The 21971-nt window shown below is 66.0% G+C and carries 17 protein-coding genes; 7 read left to right on the top strand and 10 right to left on the bottom strand.

Annotation, left to right across the window (positions count from 1 at the left end; translation table 11 throughout):
• Window positions 1-145: 145 nt before the first annotated feature.
• The gene (locus ACFWXQ_RS40920; protein WP_383940113.1) at window positions 146-838 is read right to left on the bottom strand and encodes a TIGR02391 family protein; all 693 of its coding nucleotides are present in this window, start codon (window positions 836-838) and stop codon (window positions 146-148) included.
• Window positions 839-1004: 166 nt separating this feature from the next.
• On the opposite strand from ACFWXQ_RS40920, the gene ACFWXQ_RS40915 reads away from it, so the two are divergent.
• Window positions 1005-1442 (top strand): NUDIX domain-containing protein, encoded by a 438-nt coding sequence (locus tag ACFWXQ_RS40915; RefSeq protein WP_383940110.1) that lies wholly within the window; start codon window positions 1005-1007, stop codon window positions 1440-1442.
• Window positions 1443-1498: 56 nt separating this feature from the next.
• Window positions 1499-4690, top strand: coding sequence for a hypothetical protein (locus ACFWXQ_RS40910; RefSeq protein WP_383940107.1), 3192 nt, complete (start codon window positions 1499-1501; stop codon window positions 4688-4690).
• Window positions 4691-5260: 570 nt separating this feature from the next.
• Here the strand turns inward: ACFWXQ_RS40910 and ACFWXQ_RS40905 are convergent.
• Window positions 5261-6484 (bottom strand): hypothetical protein, encoded by a 1224-nt coding sequence (locus ACFWXQ_RS40905; protein ID WP_383940104.1) that lies wholly within the window; start codon window positions 6482-6484, stop codon window positions 5261-5263.
• A 168-nt stretch (window positions 6485-6652) separates the two neighbouring features.
• Here ACFWXQ_RS40905 and ACFWXQ_RS40900 point away from each other — a divergent pair, with 168 nt between their 5' ends.
• Both ACFWXQ_RS40900 and ACFWXQ_RS40895 read left to right on the top strand, forming a co-directional pair.
• The gene (locus ACFWXQ_RS40900; RefSeq protein WP_383940101.1) at window positions 6653-7483 is read left to right on the top strand and encodes a hypothetical protein; all 831 of its coding nucleotides are present in this window, start codon (window positions 6653-6655) and stop codon (window positions 7481-7483) included.
• Window positions 7399-8265, top strand: coding sequence for a hypothetical protein (locus tag ACFWXQ_RS40895; protein WP_383940098.1), 867 nt, complete (start codon window positions 7399-7401; stop codon window positions 8263-8265). The genes ACFWXQ_RS40900 and ACFWXQ_RS40895 overlap by 85 nt, the downstream gene beginning before the upstream one ends.
• 369 nt (window positions 8266-8634) lie before the next feature.
• On the opposite strand, the gene ACFWXQ_RS40890 is transcribed toward ACFWXQ_RS40895, so the two are convergent.
• The 6 genes from ACFWXQ_RS40890 to ACFWXQ_RS40865 all read right to left on the bottom strand — a co-directional run bounded on the left by ACFWXQ_RS40890 (window position 8635) and on the right by ACFWXQ_RS40865 (window position 15369).
• On the bottom strand, window positions 8635-9435 hold the full coding sequence (locus tag ACFWXQ_RS40890; RefSeq protein ID WP_383940095.1) for a sugar phosphate isomerase/epimerase family protein: 801 nt from the start codon (window positions 9433-9435) through the stop codon (window positions 8635-8637).
• Between the two features lie 41 nt (window positions 9436-9476).
• Window positions 9477-10319, bottom strand: coding sequence for a carbohydrate ABC transporter permease (locus ACFWXQ_RS40885; protein WP_383940092.1), 843 nt, complete (start codon window positions 10317-10319; stop codon window positions 9477-9479).
• A complete protein-coding gene (locus ACFWXQ_RS40880; protein WP_383940089.1) occupies window positions 10309-11292 on the bottom strand; it encodes a carbohydrate ABC transporter permease in 984 nt (327 codons plus the stop codon). Before ACFWXQ_RS40880 ends, ACFWXQ_RS40885 begins: the two co-directional genes overlap by 11 nt.
• A gap of 10 nt (window positions 11293-11302) precedes the next feature.
• A complete protein-coding gene (locus ACFWXQ_RS40875; protein ID WP_383940086.1) occupies window positions 11303-12634 on the bottom strand; it encodes an ABC transporter substrate-binding protein in 1332 nt (443 codons plus the stop codon).
• Window positions 12635-12775: 141 nt separating this feature from the next.
• Window positions 12776-13894: a Gfo/Idh/MocA family protein gene (locus ACFWXQ_RS40870; protein ID WP_383940082.1), complete on the bottom strand. Its 1119-nt coding sequence runs from the start codon at window positions 13892-13894 to the stop codon at window positions 12776-12778.
• Between the two features lie 233 nt (window positions 13895-14127).
• Window positions 14128-15369: an ROK family protein gene (locus tag ACFWXQ_RS40865; RefSeq protein WP_383940079.1), complete on the bottom strand. Its 1242-nt coding sequence runs from the start codon at window positions 15367-15369 to the stop codon at window positions 14128-14130.
• Between the two features lie 162 nt (window positions 15370-15531).
• Here ACFWXQ_RS40865 and ACFWXQ_RS40860 point away from each other — a divergent pair, with 162 nt between their 5' ends.
• Together ACFWXQ_RS40860 and ACFWXQ_RS40855 are read left to right on the top strand one after the other, a co-directional pair.
• Window positions 15532-16725: a Gfo/Idh/MocA family protein gene (locus tag ACFWXQ_RS40860; protein ID WP_383940076.1), complete on the top strand. Its 1194-nt coding sequence runs from the start codon at window positions 15532-15534 to the stop codon at window positions 16723-16725.
• 64 nt (window positions 16726-16789) lie between these two features.
• Window positions 16790-17710, top strand: a complete 921-nt coding sequence (locus ACFWXQ_RS40855) for a sugar phosphate isomerase/epimerase family protein (RefSeq protein WP_383940074.1) — start codon at window positions 16790-16792, stop codon at window positions 17708-17710.
• 84 nt (window positions 17711-17794) lie between these two features.
• On the opposite strand, the gene ACFWXQ_RS40850 is transcribed toward ACFWXQ_RS40855, so the two are convergent.
• Together ACFWXQ_RS40850 and ACFWXQ_RS40845 are read right to left on the bottom strand one after the other, a co-directional pair.
• Window positions 17795-19003: a M20 family metallopeptidase gene (locus ACFWXQ_RS40850; protein ID WP_383940071.1), complete on the bottom strand. Its 1209-nt coding sequence runs from the start codon at window positions 19001-19003 to the stop codon at window positions 17795-17797.
• Between the two features lie 76 nt (window positions 19004-19079).
• Window positions 19080-20633: an AbgT family transporter gene (locus ACFWXQ_RS40845; protein WP_383940069.1), complete on the bottom strand. Its 1554-nt coding sequence runs from the start codon at window positions 20631-20633 to the stop codon at window positions 19080-19082.
• Window positions 20634-20748: 115 nt separating this feature from the next.
• Between ACFWXQ_RS40845 and ACFWXQ_RS40840 the strand changes: the two genes are divergently transcribed.
• Entirely contained in the window at window positions 20749-21774 is a 1026-nt protein-coding gene (locus ACFWXQ_RS40840; protein ID WP_383940066.1) for an Lrp/AsnC family transcriptional regulator, read from the top strand.
• Window positions 21775-21971: the final 197 nt, after the last annotated feature.

The raw sequence follows: 21971 nt of genomic DNA, 5'->3' as shown, positions 1-21971 counted from the left end.
GGCCGGAATCGCGGATGTATCCGGCCGGGGCTGACCCCGCAGAGACCGGATCCGGAACCGCGGTCGTATCCCAGCGGCGCAGTCCCGCAGTATCCGCCGCGATGGACGGCCGCGTGCTTGCAGGCTTAAGCGGCGGACTCCACAGTCACTCCTCGATCCAGCGGGCAAGGACGCTGAGAGTGGCGAGGTGCTCCAACGCCTCCTGCTCAGTCCAGGACACCTCGTCCTCGTGGGCGGCCACGTTCCGGATCGCCAGGAAGACACCGGCGGCTAGGTACTTGGCCCCCTCCTGGCGGGCACGCCAGGTTGGTGTGTTCCGATCCCCCGGGAAACGCAGGCGAGGCTTCCCGACGACGGGCTCCTTCAAGTCGAAGGTCTGAAGGCAAAGATCGGTCTCCCCAATATCGTGGCGGTTCAGCTTCTGTTGGAGGCGCCGATTCACGGTCCGGGCCGCAGCGAGCACCGCGTCCTGACGGGCCTCCGCAGCCCACAGCGGAGCCGCCGGCTCCCAGACCCAGGGGTGGAACTGATCAGCTGCCAGCGTCGGAGCGTCCGGCACCAGTCGGGTCGCCCATTCGTCCTTGTCCGCCAGGATGCCGAGGCCGCGCTGAACCTCGTTGCGCGCCATGGCGACGCCGGCCATCTGATCGACGTCGATCTTTTCGGCAATCGCAGGATCGAGCAGGCGCAGGATCTGCTTGACGGTGGGCTCGGCTCGGTGCAGTTGGGCGTACAGGTTCAGGTCACCGATGTAGTCGCCCGGCCGCCTGTTGGCGTCGTAGCGGGTGGCCAGGTCGAGGAACTCTTCAAGCTGCTGCCGCATCCAGTCACGATCCACGGCAGCATCCTAGGAGGCGCCTCGGACAGGAAGCGGATAAAGGATCGGGAACAAGTGCAGGGAGAGGATCGAACCAATCCCGGCGAACGTGAGGCCAGCCGACCGGGCTGCGCGGACGAAGACCAGCGAGGCGCAGCCCAAACCTCTACCGCCCGCCCTCGAATCCATGACCCTGCTGGTCGCCGCCGTCATCGTCCACGACAAGGCCACCAACCGCGTCGTCCTCCTCCAACGCAGCCAAAACGCCAAGTTCGCCCAGGGTATGTGGGACCTCCCCGTCGGCAAGAGCGAACCCGGCGAACCCATCACCACAACCGCCGTACGCGAGTTGTATGAGGAGACGGGCCTGACAGTGAAGCCGGAGGTCCTGAAGGTCGCCCATGTCATCCACGGTGCTTGGGGTGTCGAGGCCCCCAACGGCTTCCTCACCTTCGTCTTCGCCGCCCACGAATGGACAGGCGAACCCGAGAACCGCGAACCCCGCAAACACGCCCAGGTCCAATGGGTCGACGCCATCCCTGACTGCTTCGTGGACACCACCGCCAGTGCCCTCCACCACTATCTCGCCGGAGGGCCGGAAGTCTCCCTTGACGGATGGAGCTAGAGCGCAACTTGTGTAATCCAGGGTGTAGTTGATCTGTTGAGACGTACTATCGCCCTATGGTCACGTCTCCCGCGAGCGAGAACGATCCGTATCTCGAAGCTACTCAGGCGCTGCCACGTGATCAAAGAAACACAGGCCCCGAGACACGTGCCCGGTTTGAGTACCAAGATGAGTGCGTAGCGCTGACACTGCTGGAACACTTCGGCGCTGACCTGCGGGGTGTCCTGGTCGAGTATTCCACCGATGTGATCCTGTTGCCTCAAGAAGGCCCGCCCGAACTTGTCTCGATTAAGCATCGAGAGCCGCACCACAAGGGCGATCCAACCTGGACATGGTCCGCGTTGGACAAGGACCGCGTTTTGATCGACCTCCACTCAGCATGGAAGGCCGCAGGGAAGGCGTGCACTGTTGCCTTTCATAGCAATGCAGGTTTCGGCGGACCGGCTAATGCACTCCGACAGGCAAAAATATCTCATGATGCCTCAGCTAGAAATACTGCAGTAGCACAGCTGCAGAAGCGCCTGAAGATATCCCCTGCGGAGGCAGAGGAATTTCTTGAGAACCTCAATTTTCCCACGCAACCACTCCCTCGGCGAAACGAGATAACCGATGTCGGGGTAAGGAGGACTGCAGATTTCCTTAAATCTGCAGGTAGATCGCCGATTCACGCAGATTCCTGTTATGAGGCTTTGGTCGGGAGAATCGCTGAAGCCAGTACAGATAGACCTCAATCACGGTTGGGGAGGTCTGCGAGCATTGCTGCAACCATCCGCACCTGTGCGCAGCTCGAATCACTGAACAGTCAGAAAAGAAAGTATCTGTCGGCGGAAGAAGTGCGGCGGCTACTGCTTCAGAATGCGGACAGAAAAGAAGCACGCACGGTTCCGGAAACTCGACACCCCGGATGGGAGCCCGATCCACTATTCGTTGGCCGCACTGCGTATCTAGACGAGCTGGAGCGCCGGTTGGCACCTGGCAGTCCTGACCCGGTCTCGCCTGTGGTGATATCTGGAATGACAGGTGCAGGTAAGACTAGTCTGGCTGGCCAGTTTGCTGCTCTACACTCGGGAAACCTCAGGGTCGAGGTGATCGATGGGACCACCCGAGGAGGTCTCCTGCTCGGCCTAGAGGAGCTCACCGGACGGAAAGCGATGGTGAGTAACTCTCCTGGTAGAACCGTTGCATTGCCAGAAAATTCGGCGACATTGGTTATTATCGATGGAGTTACGGAACCATCGATCGTGCGCAACCTGTTGCCACGCCAGTCATTGTGCCGCATTCTGATCACCACAACAGCTAACCATATCGATGAAGCTCATCACCATGTAAATCTGCCATCATGGTCTTCTGAGGAGGCGCACAGTTTCATAGCGAAGGTGCTGCCGAATGCGTCGACCACCCACGTGGCAGAATTAGCCGCCCATATCGGAAATCATCCCTTGGCCGTGAATCAAGCCGTGAATTACTGTTCGACGGTTGGGCTAGCCATCCCGCAGTACTTGGATAGATTCCGTAAGGCATCTAAGCAAATGCTTGATCGCGGTGAGGCCGGTCGCCATCCAGTTACCGTGGCAAGCGCCATCCAGTTGGCTATGACCGAAGCAGAGATTCGGAATCCGCTCTCTCGCCGCCTACTCACTCTTCTCGCTCATGTTGGCGCTGAGCCGCTACGCCTTGATATCTTTGACAGGGAACCTGTGCGCCCATTTGTTGTGGGGCCAGTGTCGGTGAGCAAACAGAAACGCCGTTTCATGAGAAGGCGTTCGCGTACTGAGATTTCGTGGGCCGGGTACACTCAAGACGATGAGGGCTGGAACACGCGTATATCCCTCTTTGATGAGATGCAGCGAGATGACGCAATAGCGTGCCTGTCTGCATTTTCATTGGCAAGTGTTGAGCGCGGCACCATACGAGTTCATCCACTGATTCGATTGTTTGCAGCCGAGACCTCTCAGGGGTCGGAAACGTGGATTGAAACAGCCTTCGGACTCTTCGCCTCACAGCTCGTCGAGAGAGGGCCAGAGTCACCAGAGCTACTCGACCCGCATATTGCACATGTCATCGGAATCGTTGATGAGGCATTTCAGGCAGGCATGCATGGCCCGGCAGTCATGGCAGTTGCCAAGAGTCTTGTTGATCGCCTATGCGCCTTGGGCGATCAAGAGAATGCTGTACGCATTGGTGACCAAGTTCTTAGAATCACGGAGGATTTATTTCATCAAGGCTTGGCTCCTCTCAGCCTCCTTTTCGCAGCGCGAGAATCTTTGGGGCAGGCTCACGTTCAATCAGGTGACGCCGATAGAGGGCTGACCCTAATTGAAGGTAATGTCGAGCTCACTGAGCGATATGCCGATCAGGACTCCGTCGATAGAGCCTACATGGCTTTGGGGAACGTCGCTGTGAAATTGGGGCGCCGCGACGTTGCAGATAGCACACTTTCCAAGCTTCCAGATCTTTCCGCGCTGACTGACTTGAGCGAAGAGTCCCCAATTAGGGCTCTTCTCACCGCTCATGTCAGAGTTCGCTTGCTGGAACTAACGAACCGACTCGATGAAGCTGAAGAGATCAATGCGTGGTGCATTTCCCGCGTGGGACCCTTGACGGAAACCCTTCCTGCAGATCTGATTATGGGCATCCATGCCGATACCGCGATGTTGGCTCGCCTGCAAGGAGCTACTGAATGGCAGCGCGATTATCTCGACAGAGTGACTGAATCTCAAGCCGCGGAGGATTCACCTCGGCGCGATCGGTTCCATTTTGACGTACAGCTCGGCGCGGCTGACGCGGCAATTGAGCGAGGTGATTTGGAGCGCGCCTCTCAAATCCTGGAGACCCTGGATCCGTTGTTGTCATCGCAGTTTGGCATGCAGAGCTCGATGTATGCATCGCTTCTAGCGATAAGGGGTAGGTGTCGATTACATCAGGCGGCTGTTGGTGAAGTTCATATTGAGGATTCTGAAGCTGACCTATTGGCTGCGGTTAAACTTCTGCGGACGACTGCCGGTCCTGAGAGGATCCAGCTTGCATCTGCTCTAATAAATCTCTCTTCAGCCTTCGCTCTGGAAGGTCGCGGTAAGGCGGCCGTTTCTGCTGCAAGGGAAGCCTACGAGGAAGATTCGCGCAGGTTCGGCCCCAATCACCCTGAAACTCAATTCGATTTACAGATGCTGAATATGGTTGCCATTCAATTCAATTTGACAGATGAGTCTCATCTCGGCGATGAATCAAGCAATGATTGTTCTCCGTGATTGGATATTTTCGGAACCCCGGAAGTGCACTAAGGGTGTGAGCGGGCGGACACATGGTGGACCGCACGTCACGCCAAATTAAGGTGACAGAGTTTCCGATCAGAGACAATGGTCCGAGCGTGATTGAGAATCATCGCCCATTACAATCTTGCAGGAACTTTAAATCCATTGATTCCCACAGGTTTACCGGACGGAACCGCAGGCAAACGTTCTGACTCACGGCTTCTTTCGTTCACGGGGTGTCGGAGGAGCAGGGTCGCCGTCGCCGCTGCGTCGCGCGCAGGCTCTGGAGAAGGACCGCAATTGCCGGGAGACCCAGTTGTCCGACCACGGGAAGCGAGATGCAACGGAGGGCCAGCCGGTCAGGAGTTGAGTAACGACGCGTGGTCCGGTGTGGGCAGAGACGTCCAGTTCGTTGAGGACCGTGACGTCGATGCGGTTCGCCTCCAGGTAGTGAAAGGCGAGTTCGTCGACAACGGTGAGAACCTCTCACCGAAGGTGCCGCATTGCCGTCTGGCTCTCCATGGACCGTCAACTGCCAGGAAGGGTTACCGCTTGTTGGCCAGCAGGTCAATCGGCATGGGGCATCCTTTGTTGCAAAGCATCGCCTACAGCTGAAACGGCCTCGCTCAGTCGACGGAACACCTTGGTGGGGAGAGCGAGCCTCCTGATACCTCGCTCAAGCGGCTCGCGCATATGGCGCTCGCAGACGACGAAATCCGCGTACCCGGCCGCACAGGACAGATAGATCATGTCCGTAAGGTCGTTCCTCCTCCAGTGCGTGCCCTTGTTGAGGTGCCGGTTGTGAAGCATCTCGCGGTAGAGCCCCGATGCAGGCAAGGCACCGAAGCCCTTCATTGGCTGCTTCTCAGCCCACTGCTGGAGTGCTTGCGGGGACAATCCCGCCGCGCGTGCTCCCTCTGCCAGTTCGCGCTTGAAGTCATCGAGGAGGAGGACGTCGATCGATCGACGCTTCTGCTGCGCGTCCCGATCCTGAACGTCGAGCCAGTCACTGAACCGCTGATTCGCCTCTGCCCACCCGGTATCAGGACCGGGCTCGAGATGTTCAGCGTCGAGCATGACGTCGATGTAGTTGCTTGCAGACGTCAGGGACACCAACCGGAAGGCGTCGTCGGCCGAGAAATCCGACGGCGGCGTGTACGGCGTCACACCGCGCGACGGCGCGTGGAGCGCGTTCGGGGCCAGTGTGAACACGGAAGACGCTCGGGCGCTGTCGGCCTCGCCCTTCCAACAACGGAACATCTCAAGGATCTCGTCTTCACGCACCTGCAAGGGATCTCGCATCTGCCAGCCTCTACTCAGCTGCAAAATGGTCAGGCCAAGGCTGTACCGCTTGTCCGACACCGACCACTTGGTCGTCTCGTAGTAGTGGCCCGCCGAGGCCGGCATGACGATCCGCCTGTTCCGAACCCACTCCGCCAACTGCTCAGCAGCTGCGAGGTCTTCTCCGCTCACCGCGTCTCCACCTTGCAGAGCCTCGCTGACGGGGCGCCACATGTTCTGGTCCAGATACACGACAAGTCGGTTGTCCAGCTGGCCAGTTGGACTCCGAACAGGCAGTTCGAAGGCGATGTCGTCACCGTTGCGTGTGACAGCAAGCAAGCCGTGCATGGGTGGCGAATAGTGTATCCGGGCCAAAAGGCTTGTATCGGCAAACATCGGGTGAGTCAGGGGTTCCCTGGCTTCCTTGTTGTCTGAACGCGTCAGAACCACCGAGGACGTCTCGCGGTCGATGGTCATCATCACGACGAAGGGATCGCTCTTCTGGTTCACCACAGCATCGTGCAGGCGCGACACCAGCACGTCCAAGTGCTTTGCCGGCGCCACACGGGCGTGCCGCTGCCATCGCGGCGACGGACCCATGCGAGCAAGCCTCATGTAGCCAGCCCAACGCAGTGCAGTCGACAGGTGTTGTCAGTGGGGCAGTGCAGACTGGACGCCGTGACGACACCCGACGTCCGCGGGCTGGAACAGCTTGAGCGCACTGTCCTGGACGAGACCGCCTCCCTCGCGTCCGCCCTCCGGCGGTGCCTGATGCTCGCTGGTTACGCCCGCCACGAGGAGCTACGCGCATGGGCGCTCAAAGAGCTGGAGGGGTACGCACCGACCGATGAGCTGCCCTCGTACCGGAAAGTGCCGGCCGCCCTGGAAGTCATGGTCGATCTCTACCTCCCGGGTCAGATCATTCGAGGCAACATCCAACGGATCAGCCCGAACCAGCTTCCCGAGCACGCTCGTGATCGCGGCATCGGAGAGAGCGCACCGATCCGGCAAGGAGTCCGGGAACTTGAAGCACTCGTCGCCCACGGTGAGAGGGCGTTGCACCTGAGCCCGCCCGGCTCGGCCGACTACGTCCTGCTGATGACACGGGAGCAACACCAGCAGGGAAACGAGGGCTCCCACATCACGTCCTTGCACTGGAACATCTCGCTCGCCAGCATCGCGGGCACCCTCGATCACGTCAGAACCCGTCTTACCCAGTTCGTCGCGGAAGTGAGGGCAGCCATGCCTCCCGGTCAGCAGAACCCCAACCCCGACCAGATCGACTCGGCCGCGCAGCAGGCCCTCAACGTCACGGGAGGCGACGGATCAACCCTCAACATCGTCGCGCCGAACGCGAAGGCGGACCGCGGCGGCACCGCGAGCGCCAACGTCAATGAGCCCGCGCCCACAACTCCCCAGCCCTGGTGGCACCGCACCTCGGTCATCTGGGGCGCCATCGCGGCAGTAGGTACGGTCGCCGGCGTCATCGCCACCGTGGTCGTGAAGTGAGACTCCGCCGGAGCCGCCTCGACCGGCTAGAGGACGACGTCCTCGACGAGAGACGTCCACTCGCCCCGACCCTGCGCCAGGTGATCACCCTGGGCGGGCACGCCCACTCCGAGCCACTGAGGGCCTGGGCGCTACGTGAACTCCAAGGCTACGAGGGCACCGACGTGCCGATTCCCGAGTATCGGCGCATCACAGCGCCTCTGGTCATGGACGGCCTTGCCGGGATGTACAAGTTCCGGGAGCAGCCGGTCAGCCTGTTCGACCTCCCGGACTTCGCCCGTGACAGCCTGGGCGACGAAATCCGGTTCGGACAGGGCGTCGGACAGATCGAGTCGCTCCTTGCCCGAAATCCAGGGGAGATCGTACGACTCAGTCCGGCAATGGCTGCCGATCTGGCCGTGTTCATGAACCAGAACTCCCCCAGGCAGGTGTTCAGGTTGTACTGGGCTGTACATCCGTCGGCATTGGAAGGCATTCTCGATCAGGTTCGCACCCGGCTCGTCCAACTGGTCGGGGAACTGCGGGCCTCAATGTCGCATGGTCAGCAGGACCCGACTCCTACCCAGGTTGCACAGGCCCTCCAGAACATCAACATCGTGACAGGCGACAACTCCTCGGTGACTGTCACCGCACCCGTCGCCGTCGCGCACCGACGCGGATCAGCACGAGCAGAGATTGCCAGCGGCCCGGAGCAGCCCTTTCCACGAGCAGCGGTCGTATGGACGATCTCGATCGCGCTCCTTGCGGTTGCCGCCATCACCGCTCGGGGCATGTGGCCCTGATCCCAGCCGATCCACGAGGGCACATCCAGGGCACATGAGCCTGGGAAACGGTGTTGACCCGTGAGAACTACGGAGAGCAGTTTCCCCAGGTCAACGCACATTTCCCTGCGAAACCCCAGGTCAGCCCCCTCCCCCTCCCATTCGCTGCACGAGTGGCAGGACTTCAGCCACCGGTTGCATGAGGCGGGGCACCAGCCTTATTGCTTGGTTTGGCCCTGACCTGCTGCTTCATGGTGTGCGGGCGGGGCTTTCGGGTCCCGCCCCTTTCATGTCCCGGAACCGCGTCGGTGGTCACTCCGTACGAGCTCTGGGAGCCCTGGGTGACCACCGGCGTGGCCCGCGGCTTATGCGGTCGAGGTGCCTCGATGTTCACGCCATGCCGACCTGCCGTTCCTTCAGCCAGGTCACGCTCTCCGCGACCAGGTCGAAGATGTCGGCCCCTTCGGCGATACCGTCCGCCTCGATGATGTGCGCCCGGATCGAGTCCCGGCCGGCGTCGAGTGCGTCCGCCAGGGCCACCGAGCCCTGTCCGGCGGCGACCTGGGGTTCGCCGCGTACCGCCGGGCCGTCCTTCACGTGGACGAGTTCGACCCGTTCGCCGAGCCTGGCCACGACCTCGGCGGGGACCTGGCCCGCGGTCTGGGCCCAGTAGAGGTCGACCTCGGCGACGACCGACGGGTCGAGGGCGTCCCACAGGACGTCGTAGCCGTAGCGGCCGTCGTCGAGCGGGGTCCACTCCCAGTAGTGGTTGTGGTAGCCGACCCGGAGGCCGTGGGCGTCCGCCGCCTTCGCGAGGGCGTTGAGGCGGTCGGCGTACCGGCGCACCCCGTCGGCCGAGACCAGGGCGTCACGGGTGAACCCGGGGAGTGCCTCGGGAGTCGAGGCGATGGCGATGGGCGCGCCCGCCTCGGCCATCTCCTCGAAGAACCAGCCGGGGTCCTCCGCGTCGGGCAGGCGGGCGTGGGTCGAGGAGACCGTGAGGCCGGCGGCGTCGATGTCGGCCTTCAGCGAGCGTGCCTCGGCGAGGCGCACGGCATGGGTCAGCTCGGTGCGGCCCAGGCGGAAGGGCTCCACCGCGGTCACGCCGAGGCCGGCGATCCTGGCGAGCGTGGCGGGACGGTCCTCCAGGACGTTCATCAGCGTGTAGAGCTGCAGGCCGATGTCCGGCATGCCAAGTTCCAATCTGTGGGGGCCACTTGGTCACTTCACCGTCACTTCACCGCGCCGGCGGTGAATCCGGTGATGAGGAAGCGCTGGAGGAGAAGGAATCCTGCGACCACCGGTACGGACACGACCAGCGAGGCGGCCATGACCTGGTTCCAGTAGACGTTCGCCTCGGTGGAGTAGGCCTGCAGGCCCACGGCCAGGGTGCGGGTCCGGGTGTCGGTGAGTACCGAGGCGAAGAGCACCTCGCCCCAGGCCGTCATGAAGGCGTAGATGCACACGGCGACGATTCCCGGTGTCGCGGCGGGCACGATGATCTGCAGCAGGGTGCGCAGCGGGCCGGCGCCGTCCATCTTCGCCGCCTCGTCGAGGTCCCGCGGAACCGTGTCGAAGTATCCGACGAGCATCCACACCGCGAACGGCAGGGAGAAGGTCAGGTACGTGACGATGAGCCCGGTACGGGTGCCCACGAGGTCGGTGCCGAGGTTCTGGTCGGTGTAGACGAAGAGCAGGTACAGGGGCAGGAGGAAGAGGATTCCGGGGAACATCTGGGTGGCGAGCACCGCTCCCTTGAAGCTTCCGCTGCCGCGGAACCTCCAGCGGCTCAGCGCGTAGGACGCGAAGACCGCCACCAGCACCGACAGCACCGTCGCGGCCACGGCCACGATGAGCGAGTTGACGAAGTACTGGGCGAGCGGCACGGTGTGCCAGATGTCGACGAAGGACTGGAACGTCGGCGACGCCGGGATCCAGGTGAACTCGCCCTGGACATCGGGGAGCGTCTTCAGCGACGAGGCCAGCATCACGTACAGCGGGGCCAGGACGAACACCGACAGCAGCGTCAGCGTGACGTACCGGAAGAGCCGGTAGCCCGGGGTGTCATGATTCATGGTCGGTCCTCCGGGTGAAGGCGAGATAGCAGCCGCTGACCAGCGTCAGGAACAGCAGGAGCAGCACGCTCATGGCCGAGCCGAGGCCGAAGTTCCAGGTGGCGAACGAGCTCTGGTAGATGTGCACGGAGATCAGGTCCCCCGCGGGCGGGGCCGAGCCGCCGAACAGGACGAACGGCGTGCTGAAGTCGTTGAAGGTGTGCAGGAACATCACGAGGACCAGCACCTTGTTGACCGACGAGAGCAGCGGCAGGGTGATCATCTGGAGCTGCCGCCACGGTCCCGCTCCGTCGATGCTCGACGCCTCGTAGACCTCGCTCGGAATCGCCTGCATACCGGCCATGAGGATCAGGAAGGCGAAGGGCCACATCCGCCAGATCGCGACGAGACACTCGGCCCAGAAGGCGTTCTGGCCGATCAGCCAGAACGGGTTGTCGTCGATCAGCCCGAGCTGGCCGAGCAGGTGGTTGAGCATGCCGTTGTCGCGCTGGAAGATGAAGCGCCAGGTGATGACCGCGGCGTACGCGGGCAGCGCGTAGGGCACGAGGAACAGCGTCCGCAGCAACCCCCGGCCGCGGAAGCTCCGTTGCAGTGCGAGCGCCGCCGCCATGCCGACGAGCCAGGCCCCGGTCAGGACGACGGCCGTGAAGCCGAGGGTGACCAGGAACGACTGGAGCAGGGACTTGCCGGTGGGGCCCTCGAAGTCCAGGGCGATCCTGAAGTTCCCGAGGCCGGTGAAGGGCGCCTCCCACCAGCGGCTGATCTGGTACTGCGTCACGCGCAGCCCGCTCATCGCCACGCCGAGCACGATGGGCACGAAGTGGATGAGCAGTTCGAGGGCGAGGGCGGGGAGCAGGAAGAGGTACGGGATCCACTTGCGGCTGCGCCCCCGGGCGCGGCCGGCTCGGGACCGCTTCGGTGTGTCCGGGGTTCCGGGGCTCTCGCGTGTCCCGGAAGGACTGATGACTGCCATCGTCCTTCTCCTAGCTGCCGGCTTCGAGCTTCTGGTTCGCCGCGGCCATCTCGCTCTTGATCTTGGCCTTGCCGGGCTGCTTCCCGGTCGCGGTCTGTGCGGCGAAGGAGCTCATCGCCTGGCCGACCAGGGTCTCGAACTGCGCTTCCTCGGCGATCTGCGGAAGCGGTACGGCCCGGGAGGTGAGGGTTTCGCGGGCCACGGCAAGCGTCGGGGTGTCGAACGCCGGGTCCTTGGCGTCCGTGACCGAGGGCATCGTTCCGTAGACCTTGTTGAGGATCACCTGCTCCTTGGCGCTGGTCAGGAACTTCACGAACTGCGTGGCGCCGTCGAGGTTCCCGGTGTTCTTGAAGATCGCCACGTTGATGCCGCCGACGAACGAACCGATGTCCTTGGCGCCTGCGGCCGGTGAGTCCTGGGCGGGCACCGGGGCGACTCCGTAGTCGTCCGTCGTCATGTCGTACTGGCCCAGGGTCAGGCCGGTCGACGACTGGGCGAGGATCATCCCGGCCTTGCCGGACGCGAAGTTCTTCAGGAGAGCGACCTTGTCGGTGGTCTCGGCGTCGGACGGGTTGACGATGCCGTCCTTGCCGATCCAGGACAGCCACTGGTCGATCCCGTCGACCATTCCCGCCTCGTCGAACTTCGGGGTGTGATCGCTGAAGACCTTGGCTCCGTGCTGGGTGCCGAGAATGAACGCGAAGTGCGCGGCGAACGACGGCGAAGCGCCCTGCAGGCCCAGACCCCACTGGTCGGCCTTGCCGTCGCCGTCGGTGTCCTTGGTGAGCTTGCGTGCGGTGGAGACGAACTCGCTCCAGGTCTTCGGCGGTGAGCCGATCTTCGCGGCCTCGAACAGCTTCTTGTTGTAGAAGAGTTCGTACGCGCTGGTGTAGAGCGGCAGACTCGCCGGGTCCTGGCCGGTGGCGCCCGTGGACTTGAGCGCCGCGGGCAGGAAGCGGGATTCGCCGCCGACCTTGGCCATCAGCTCCTTGTCCCAGTCCACGAAGGCTCCGGTCGCCTGCAGCGACGCGGACCAGGTGTTGCCGATGTTCAGTACGTCGGGGCCCTTGCCGCTGGTCGTCGCCGCGAGGATGCGGTTGAGCAGGTCGGCCGAGGGGATGACTTCGAGTTTGACCTTGACGCCGGTCTGCTTGGTGAACTTGTCGATCTCCGGCTGGAGGATCTTCTTGTCCGCGTCGAGACTGGTGCTCTGGTTGGTCGCCCAGTAGGTGATGGTCTTGTCACCGGAGGCGGAGCTGGAGCCGCCGCCGCACGCTGTGACACCGGCGGCTGCCAGCGTCGCGGCAGCCGCGAGCGCGACTGCACGGGTTCTGCGCTGCATGGGGATTCCTCTCAGGTCATGCGTGATCGATTGAGGTGGTGCGAGGGATCGGTGCCGGCGTGCGGGGCCGGAGGGGACTCGGGCGGAGAAGGCCGAGGCGGAGAAGGGCTGAGGCGGAAACGGACTCAGGCAGAGACGGACTCAGGCGGAGACGGACTGCGGGAGGGCCGCGGGCGCGGGACGCTCGGCCCGGCTGGTGACGGCCCGGGCGCCGGCGGCGAACGTCGACTGCTCGATGGCCTCCAGCACTTCGAGCACGTGCAGCGCGAACTCGCCCGGGACGCGCAGCGGTCCGCCGCGCAGGGACTCGACGAGGTCGTTGACGCCGTGGCCGCGGAACGGGCCTGCTTCCGGGGCGCGGGTGGGCGGGACGACCGGGGGGAGTTCGGACCAGTCCGCGTCCGTACGGCGCTTGATGAGGACCGGGGCGTCATGGCGGTTCGGGTCGGGGATGTTCAGGGTGCCCTCGGTGCCGTACACCTCGATGTGGGGCAGCGTCATGTCCCAGATGTCGAAGCTGTAGAGGGTGGTGACGACCGCGCCGGAGACCGTGCGCAGGATGGAGGCCGTGGTCGTCGGGACGTTGACCTCGACCTCGTCGACGACTCGGTCCGGCGTGGTCACGGTGATTGTGGGGCTCGGGATCGTGCTGGTGCCGACGACCTCGGCGACGGGTCCGAGCAAGTTGACCAGGGCGGCCACGTGGTAGGGGCCCCAGTCGAGAGTCGGTCCGCCGCCGGGCTGGAAGAAGAACCCGGGGTTGGGGTGCTTGGCCTCGACCTTGGACGAGCGGACGAAGGACGTGGCGGCGAAGGGCGTGCCGATCAGGCCGCTGTCGACGGCCGCGCGTGCCGTCTGGCCTGCCGTGCCGAGGAACGTGTCGGGGGCGCCGGCGAGGACGCGTCCGGCGGCCCGTGCCTGTGCCAGGTTCTCGCGGGCCAGGGCGACCGTCGCGGCGAGGGGCTTCTCGCTGTAGACGTGCTTGCCCGCGGCGAGCGCGTCCCGGGTGACCTCCCCATGGGCGGCGGGTGGCGTGATGTTGACGACGACGTCGACGTCCGGGTCCGCGTAGAGCTCGGCGGGCGTGCCGTACGCGGGGATGCCGTGGAGTTCGGCCTTGGCGCGGGCTCTGCCGACGTCGATGTCGGCAATCCTGATGACGGGCAGGTCGCCGTACCAGGCGAGGCCCCGGGCGTAGGCGTCGAAGACCATGCCTGCGCCGACGACGCCGATGCGTGCACGAGGGGTGGACTGTTTCACCGTGTCTCCCAAGTCTCGGTCGAGCGGAGCGAGTCCGCCGGTGGATGAGACCGGACGTGCGAGACGCGATGGAAACTAGTGACGGCGGCGGGAGGCGGGAAGGACGTTGGTTCGCTGAGCGGACCGCCCTGCCTCACGGTCGGGAAGTGCCGCTCACCTCAAGAAGTCCCGCTCCCCCATGGAGTGCCGCTCACCTCAAGGGGAGCCGCTTATCTCATGGAGTGCCGCTCACCTCAAGGAGTGCCGCGCGGAGCCAGGAAGCGGCCGATCCCGGTCGGCGAGAGCAGATGCTCGATGCCGAGCACCATCGCCCCCACCGTGGATGCGTCCGGCCCCAAGTGGCTGCGGGTGATGGACAGTTCGCGGGTGGCGAGCGGCAGGGCGTGCCGGTACACCACGCCGCGCACCGCGGAGAGCAGGTCGTCGCTGGCCTCGACGACATCGCCGCCGACGACGACGTGCCGCGGGTTCAGCATGTGGATGCACAGGGCGATGACCTCGCCCAGCGTGGCCCCGGCAGCCCGCACCGCGTGCAGCGCGTCCGGCAGACCGTCACGCAGCTGTGCCACGAAGGCCCGCATCGCGGCACCCTGCTCCGCCATGTCGAGGGGCGGTTCACCGCTCGGCGTGAGGCCCCGTGCGAGCGCCGCGGTGGACGCCACGGCCTCGACGCAGCCCGCTTTTCCGCACCGGCACACCACGTCCTCGGCGCCGGGGACGCGGATGTGCCCGATGTCTCCGGCCGCGCCGTCGGCGCCCCGGTGCAGCGTTCCGTCCGCGAGCACGAACCCGGCGCCGATGCCGGCGCCGACGGTCACGAACAGCACGGGCAGCTGCTCGGGCGGCACGGTCCGCGCCTCACCGAGCGCCATGAGGTTGACGTCGTTGTCCACCAGGACGGGGCAGCCGAGCACTCCCCCGAGCCGTTCGGCCACCGGGAAGCCGTCCCAGCCCGGCATGATCGGCGGGCGGACGGCCATGCCCCGTGCCACGTCCACCGGGCCCGGCAGTCCGACGACCAGGACGCGGGGCCGGTCCGCCGGGACCTTCGCCTGTTCGAGCAGGCCGGCGAACTGCTCCACCAGCAGGGCCACGGTGGGCTCAGGGCCTTCGGACAGCCGCCAGGGGAAGTCGGCGTCGGCGAGCACCCGTTGGGTCAGGTCCGTCACCACGCAGCGCGTCGAGAAGGGGGCGAGGTCGGCGATGAGCACGACGCCCGCGTCACCGGCGAGGCTGAGCCGCAGGGCGGGCCGCCCTCTTCCTCCGCCGCCCCCGGCGTCCTCCCCGTGCAACAGGCCCGCGTCCACCAAGTCCTGTACGTGGGTGTGGATCGAGGACCGTGAGAGCCCGGTGAGCCGGGACAGATCGAGGCGGTGGGACGCCTCGCCCGCCGCGACCAGCCGGGCTATCTGGCTGCGGACCGCGTCGGGATGACGGCGCGAGCCGGTACCCGGTGCGCCGAGTCGTGCTGCCACATTCGCTCCCCTGGTGAGGCCGACGACACCAACGGACGATTAATATTCCAGAAACGACAATATTCAAAGGGCTTTCCGGACAGAAGTCGGTCTCTTACTGTTGGCCGTGGATGAGGCCGGAAACAGCGAGCTCCCGTACGGCAATTGCCGAAAGGATCTTGCATGGCTGCCCCGACTGGGCACACGCACACCCCACACGTCACTGAAACTCGCGTACGACGTCCACGTACCCCGCACCCACGGGTAGCCGTCCTCGGCGCCGGGATGATCGCGGGAGTCCATGTCCGCAGCGCACGCGCGGCCGGCGCCGATGTGGTCGGCATCCTGGCCTCCTCACCCGAGCGGAGCCGGGCGGCGGCGCACGACTGGCAGATCGACCTCGCCTACCCGGACGTCGACGCAGTCCTGAACGACGACCGCGTCGACGTGGTGCACATCTGCACGCCCAACCACCTGCACGTCGCCCAGGCCCGCGACGCGCTGCTCGCGGGCAAGCACGTCGTCTGCGAGAAGCCGATCGCCACCTCGGCGGCCGAGGCCCGGCTGCTCGCCGACGCAGCCGCGGCCTCGGGCCGGATCGCCACCGTGCCGTTCGTCTACCGCTATCACCCCATGGTCCGCGAACTGCGGGCCCGGGTCGCGGCCGGCGACTTCGGCCCCTGGCAGCTGCTGCACGGTTCGTACCTCCAGGACTGGCTGCTTCCACCCGAGAGCACCAGCTGGCGGGTGGATCCCGTGGCCGGCGGCCCGTCGAGGGCCTTCGCCGACATCGGCTCGCACTGGTTCGACCTGGTGGAGTGGGTGGCCGGGGTCAAGATCGCCGAGGTGCTGGCCGAGACCGCCACGACGGTGGCCGAACGGCTCGACGCCGGCGGCCCGACGTTCTCCGGCGAGCCGCTCGCCGGCTCCGTACGCGTCCCGGTCACCACGGAGGACGCCGTCGGAGTGCTCGGGCGGACGACGGACGGGGTCCTGGTGTCCGCGACCGTCTCCCAGGTCTCGGCCGGCCGGAAGAACCGGCTGTGGTTCGAACTCGACGGCGCGGACGCCAGCGCCGTCTTCGACCAGGAGCTCCCCGAGTCCCTGTGGCTCGGCTACGGCAACCGCACCGAGACAGTGGTCCGCGATCCGGCGTCCAACGTCCGTGAGGCGGCCCGGCTCTCCTTCGTACCCGCCGGGCATGCCCAGGGCTACCTGGAGTGTTTCGAGAACTTCGTCAAGGACACCTACGCGGCGCTGCGCGGCGAGGCCCCGGAGGGCCTGCCGACCGTGCTCGACGGCGTACGGTCCGCCCGCCTCGTCGACGCGGTCCTGGCCTCGGCGGACCGGCGCGCGTGGACCACGGTCCCCGGCTGACCGACACGTGTGCCCCCCGGCTGCCCCCCATCCCTCTCACTCACCGAAGCGAAGGACCCGCGCCATGAAGCTCGGTTTCTTGACAGCCTGCCTCCCTTCCCTGTCGCTCGACGAGATCGCCGACTGGGCCGCGGCCGAGGGCTACCAGACCCTCGAAGTCGCGGTGTGGCCAAGCACCGGCGGCCGCGACTTCGAGGCTTCCCACCTCCCCGTGGCAACCTTCTCGGAGGCCGACGAGGACACGACCCGCGAACTCCTGAACCGCACCGGCCTGGAGATCAGCTCCCTGGCCTACTACGAGAACAACCTGCACCCCGACCCCGCGGCCCGGGAGACGGTCAGAGCCCATCTCCGGCAGGTGATCGACGTGGCGGCACGGCTGGGCGTGGAGTCGGTCGGCACGTTCATCGGACGCGATCCGGGGCTCTCCGTCGTGGAGAACCTGCGCGAGGGCGAGAAGATCCTGCCCGAGCTGGTGGATTACGCGACGGATCACGGGATCAAAATCGTGATCGAGAACTGTGTGATGGAGGGCTGGCACCCCGACGGCTACCCGGGCAACCTCGCCTACTCGCCCGAACTGTGGGAGTGGATGTTCGAGCTCGGTTTCTACCTCAATTGGGACCCCTCGCACCTGACCTGGATCGGCATCGACCCCCTCACCACGATCGAGCCGTACATCGACCGGATCGTCCACACCCAGGCCAAGGACGTGGAACTCTTCCCCGCCAAGCGCGACCGTTTCGGCTCCTTCGGCACCGTGCACAAGGGCGACAACCCCTGGGAGACGGGCTGGTGGCGCTACCGGGTACCCGGCCTGGGCGAGGTGGACTGGCGCCGCGTCGTCGACCGCTTCCACGAACTCGGCTACACCGGCACCGTCTCCGTCGAACACGAGGACCCCGTCTGGTCCGGAACAGAGGAGAAGGTGAAGCAGGGCCTGCGGATCGCCCACAGGACACTGCGACCGCTCGTCGGCGAGTAGGCGAGTAGGCAATCTTGGAGAGGTGTTCCCCCGGGTCGACGAACACCCGACCAAGAAACCTCAGGTCACCCCTGCGTACGGTGCTCAGCCCCGCAACGGCCGCGTCAGGCGACCCAGCAACCCCGCCACCAGCGCCGTCTGCGCCGCCACCGTGTCCGGGTAGATGAACTCGCCCTGGGCGTGGGCGCCGTCGCCGACCGCGCCCATGCCGCAGAGGACCGGCAGGCCGAGTACGGCGACGAAGTTGGCGTCGCTGGCGCCGCCGACGGCGGTGTCGGGCAAGGAGTCACGGCCCTGCTCCAGGGCCACCTCACGGGCGAGGGCGAGGAGTGGGGCGGAGGCGGCGTTGAGGGTCATCGGGGGGCGGTTCCAGGCGTGGTCGATCTCGATGTGGACGCGGGGGTCGCTGACCTTGATGGCGTCCAACTCCTCATCCACACGGGCTTGTTCGGCCTCGCTGCTGACCCGGATGTCGACGCCCGCGGTGGCCTGTCCGGCGACGACGTTGATGGCCGAACCCCCCCTGAAGAGGCCGGTGTTGATCGTCGTGCCCCGTTCGGGTGCGGCGACCTTCGCCGCGGCGACCACGAATTCCGACAGCGCCGTGATCGCGCTCGCCCCGTCCTGCGGCGCGAGCCCGGCGTGTGCCTCGACGCCGGTGGCCGTGACCTGGAAGATCCCGGTGCCCTTGCGGGCGGTCTTGACCGCGCCGTGGGCACTCGGCTCAAGCACCAGCGTGACGTCGGCCTTCTGCGCGGCCTCCTCGATCACCGGCCGCGAGGACAGGGAGCCGATCTCCTCGTCGCCGTTGAAGAGGAAGGTGACGGTGGGCACGGGCGCGCCGCTCTCCCGGGCCAGTTTCAGGGCCCAGATCCCTTGGGCCAGACCGGTCTTCATGTCGAAGATGCCCGGCCCCCCGAGCTTCTCCCGACCGTCGTCGGACGGCCCCGGCTGCTCCCATCCGGCGAGCGTCCCGGTCGGCCACACGGTGTCGTAGTGGCCGACGAGCAGGACGTGCCCGGCGCCCGTACCGGCACCGGTGCCGGTCCCGGCGTACGTCAGAGTCAGCGTGTCCCCGCACTCGCCGCCCGGGTGGCGGTGCTCGTGGTCCGGCTGCCCGAGCCGCTGGACCGTCAGTTCGCGCAGGAGGTCCAGGCCCGCCGCGAGTCCGGGCAGGTCGTAGCTGCTGGTCTCCTGGCGTACGAGGGTCAGGATGTCGTCGACGATCTCCGTCGAGACCTCCTGGGCTCGGGCGGTGAGGGCGGCGGCTGCGGGTGCGGGTGATGCGGTCATCGTCTTCTTTCTCGTGTTTCTCGTACGGGGGTGGGGCGGCGCTCCCTGGCGGAGGGTGCGGTGGCGGAGGCTGCGGTCAGCCGACGCCGAAGGGGATGCCCAGTAGGTACCAGGCCACGAAGAACGCGACCCAGACGACCCAGACGACGGCGGCGATCGGGATCGTGAAGGAGGCCAGCGTGCCGATGCCCGCGGACTTGCGGTACTGCTGAATGAAGCCCAGGGCCATCACGAAGTACGGGCTCATCGGGGTCACGCAGTTGGTGACCGAGTCGGCGACGCGGTAGACGGCCTGGGTCGTCTCGGGCTCGATGCCGATGAGCATCAGCATGGGTACGAGGACGGGAGCGGCCAGCGCCCACAGTGCGGAACCGCTCGTGATGACGAGGTTCATGAAGGTGATCAGCACGGCGATGCCGACCAGTACGGTCCAGCCGTCCATGTCCAGCTCGCGCAGGGTCTCCGCGCCCTTGACGGCGAGGATGTTGCCGATGTTCGTCCACTTGAAGTAGGCGAGGAACTGGGAGATCGCGAAGAACAGGACGAGGATCGGCGCCATCGAACGGGTGCCGTCGACCATCGCGGTGATGATGTCGCCCGCGGCGGAGAAGCTCCCCGTCATCCGGCCGTAGACCGTGCCGAGCACGGCGAAGAACACACCCAGGACGAGCGCCATCCCACCGATCAGCGGGGACTCGACGATGCCGCCGCCCTCGCCGCGCAGCGGTGAGGACGCGGGGATCATGGCCACCACCAGGAACGCGGCGAAGCCGAGGGCGACCAGCCCGGTCACGCGCAGCGCGCGGCGCTGCTGCCCGGTGACCTCGATCTCCTCCAGTTCGTCGGCGTCGAGCGCGGCGACCGGCTCGTCGGGCTCCAGGTCCGCGCGGCGGGCGAGGACCTTGTCGACGACGAGGGTGATCACCAGGGCCACCAGGACCGACGAGCCGAGCCCGAAGAAGTAGTTGGCCACCGGGGTGACGACGTAGTCCGCGTCGATGGTGTGGGCGGCGGCCGTGGAGATCCCGGACAGCAGGACGTCGGTCGTGGTGAGCGACGGGGAGGCGTCGTAACCGGCCGCGATCGAGACGTACGCGACGACGCAGCCGAGCACGGGACTGCGGCCCGCCGCACGGAAGACCAGGGCACCGAGCGGGATCAGGGTGACGTAGGCGGCGTCACCGGCGACATGGCTGACCATGGCCGTCATCGACAGCGCGAAGGTCAGGTACTTGCCCGGCACCCGCGCGACCATGCGGCGCAGCAGGGCGGAGAACAGTCCGCTCCGCTCGGCCACGGCGATGCCGAACATCACAGTGAGGATGGTGGCCAGCGGAGGGAAGGCCGCGAAGTTCTCGACGGCGCCCTCGACGGCCATGGTGAGGCCGGCCCTGCTGAGCAGGTTCTGCACGTCGATGGTCTCGTGCGTGCCGGGGTGGACGGCGCTGACACCGACCGCCGCCAGCACGGCACTGAGGACGGCGACGACCCCCGCGAGGATCCAGAACAGCCAGAACGGGTTGGGGAGTCTGTTCCCGACCTTCTCGATCGCCGCGAAACTCCGGAACGCGGCACGCAGGGCTCTCGACCGGGGCTCGGTCGGCTGTGGCTGGGCAGAGGTGGCACTCATCCGTACCTCTTCGTGCATTTGAGGGATGTTCCCGCGAACAATGGCATTCAGATGAGAGATTCTCTATACCCTGGATGTAACGGTGGGATTAATCGGCAGTCTAAGGTGGGGCGCTATGACCCGCCCTCTCCTCGACGAGCTCGACCGGCGCCTCATCGGGGCACTCCACCTGGCACCCCGGGCCACCTGGGACGACATCGGCGCGATCCTGTCCGCCGACGCCGGCACGCTGAAGCGCCGTTACGACCGGCTGCACGAGGCCCGGATGGTCCGCGTGATCGGGCAGGCCGACTGGGGCATGCACTCCACGGCGATGCCGGTCCACGTCTTCCTGGACATCACGGGCGAGACCCCGCTGGCCGTCCTGGACCGCCTCCGGGGCCTGCCCCACCTCCAGCTCCTGGCACAGATCTCGGGCGACTACCCGCTCTACGCCGTCGTGCACGCCCCCTCCGACACGGCCACCAGCGAGGCGATCGACCGGATGTTCTCCGTGCCCGGCGTCCGCCGCGTCAAGGCCCTGCCCGCGCTCAGCACCCTGCGCCGGGGCATCACCTGGGACCCGCAGTTCCTGACCGACACCGAACGGGCCGGCCTGCTCGAACTCACCGGCACCCGCACCGAGGGCACCGCGACCGCGACACCCCCCGCCAAACCCCTCAGCGAGGCCGAACGCACCGTCGTCACCCAGCTGCTCCAGGACGGCCGGGCCTCCGCCGCGAGCATCGGCCGGGCCGCGGGCCTGGCCACCTCCACCGCACACCGCGTCGTCCGCCGGGTCCTCGACGAGCGATGGGTCCAGCCACGCCTGGAGATCGTGTCGGACTGGCTGGGCTTCCAGACCCCCTTCGTACTCCGGCTGCGGATCGCGCCCGGCGAGACCCCCGACGTCATGCGCCGCATCGACCGGCTCCCCCAGACCCGGCTCGCCGCCCACGTCGCCAGCGACATGTCCGTCCTCGCCACCGGCCTGGTCACCGACCGCTCCGCCCTGGCGCTCTTCATCGACAACGAACTCGCCAGGATCCCCGGCATCCTCGGCGTCAGCGTCGACGTCATGCTCGCCGAACCGCGCCGCTACTGGCTGGACCGCGACCTGACCTCGGGCCTCGGCACATTCCACGCGCCGACGCTGCTCTGAGGCGCCCGAGACACCTGAGATACCTGAGGTATCCGAGGCGCCGGGCAGCATCGGACAACACCGGGCACCGGGCAGCACCTGGCACCGCCCCCGTCCCCCTTTGCCCTGTCTTTGCGGCACCGTCGACCCAATCCGCTTGCGTAAGTCAATCAATTCTGTCTATCGTTGAGTAAGTCAAGCAAATCAGCGACTCTTCC

The sequence above is a fragment of the Streptomyces sp. NPDC058697 genome (genome assembly GCF_042715345.1).
Lineage (GTDB): Bacteria > Actinomycetota > Actinomycetes > Streptomycetales > Streptomycetaceae > Streptomyces > Streptomyces liliifuscus.
The sequence above is the reverse complement of the archived record's forward strand: the minus strand, read 5'-3'. Positions and strand labels throughout refer to the sequence as shown.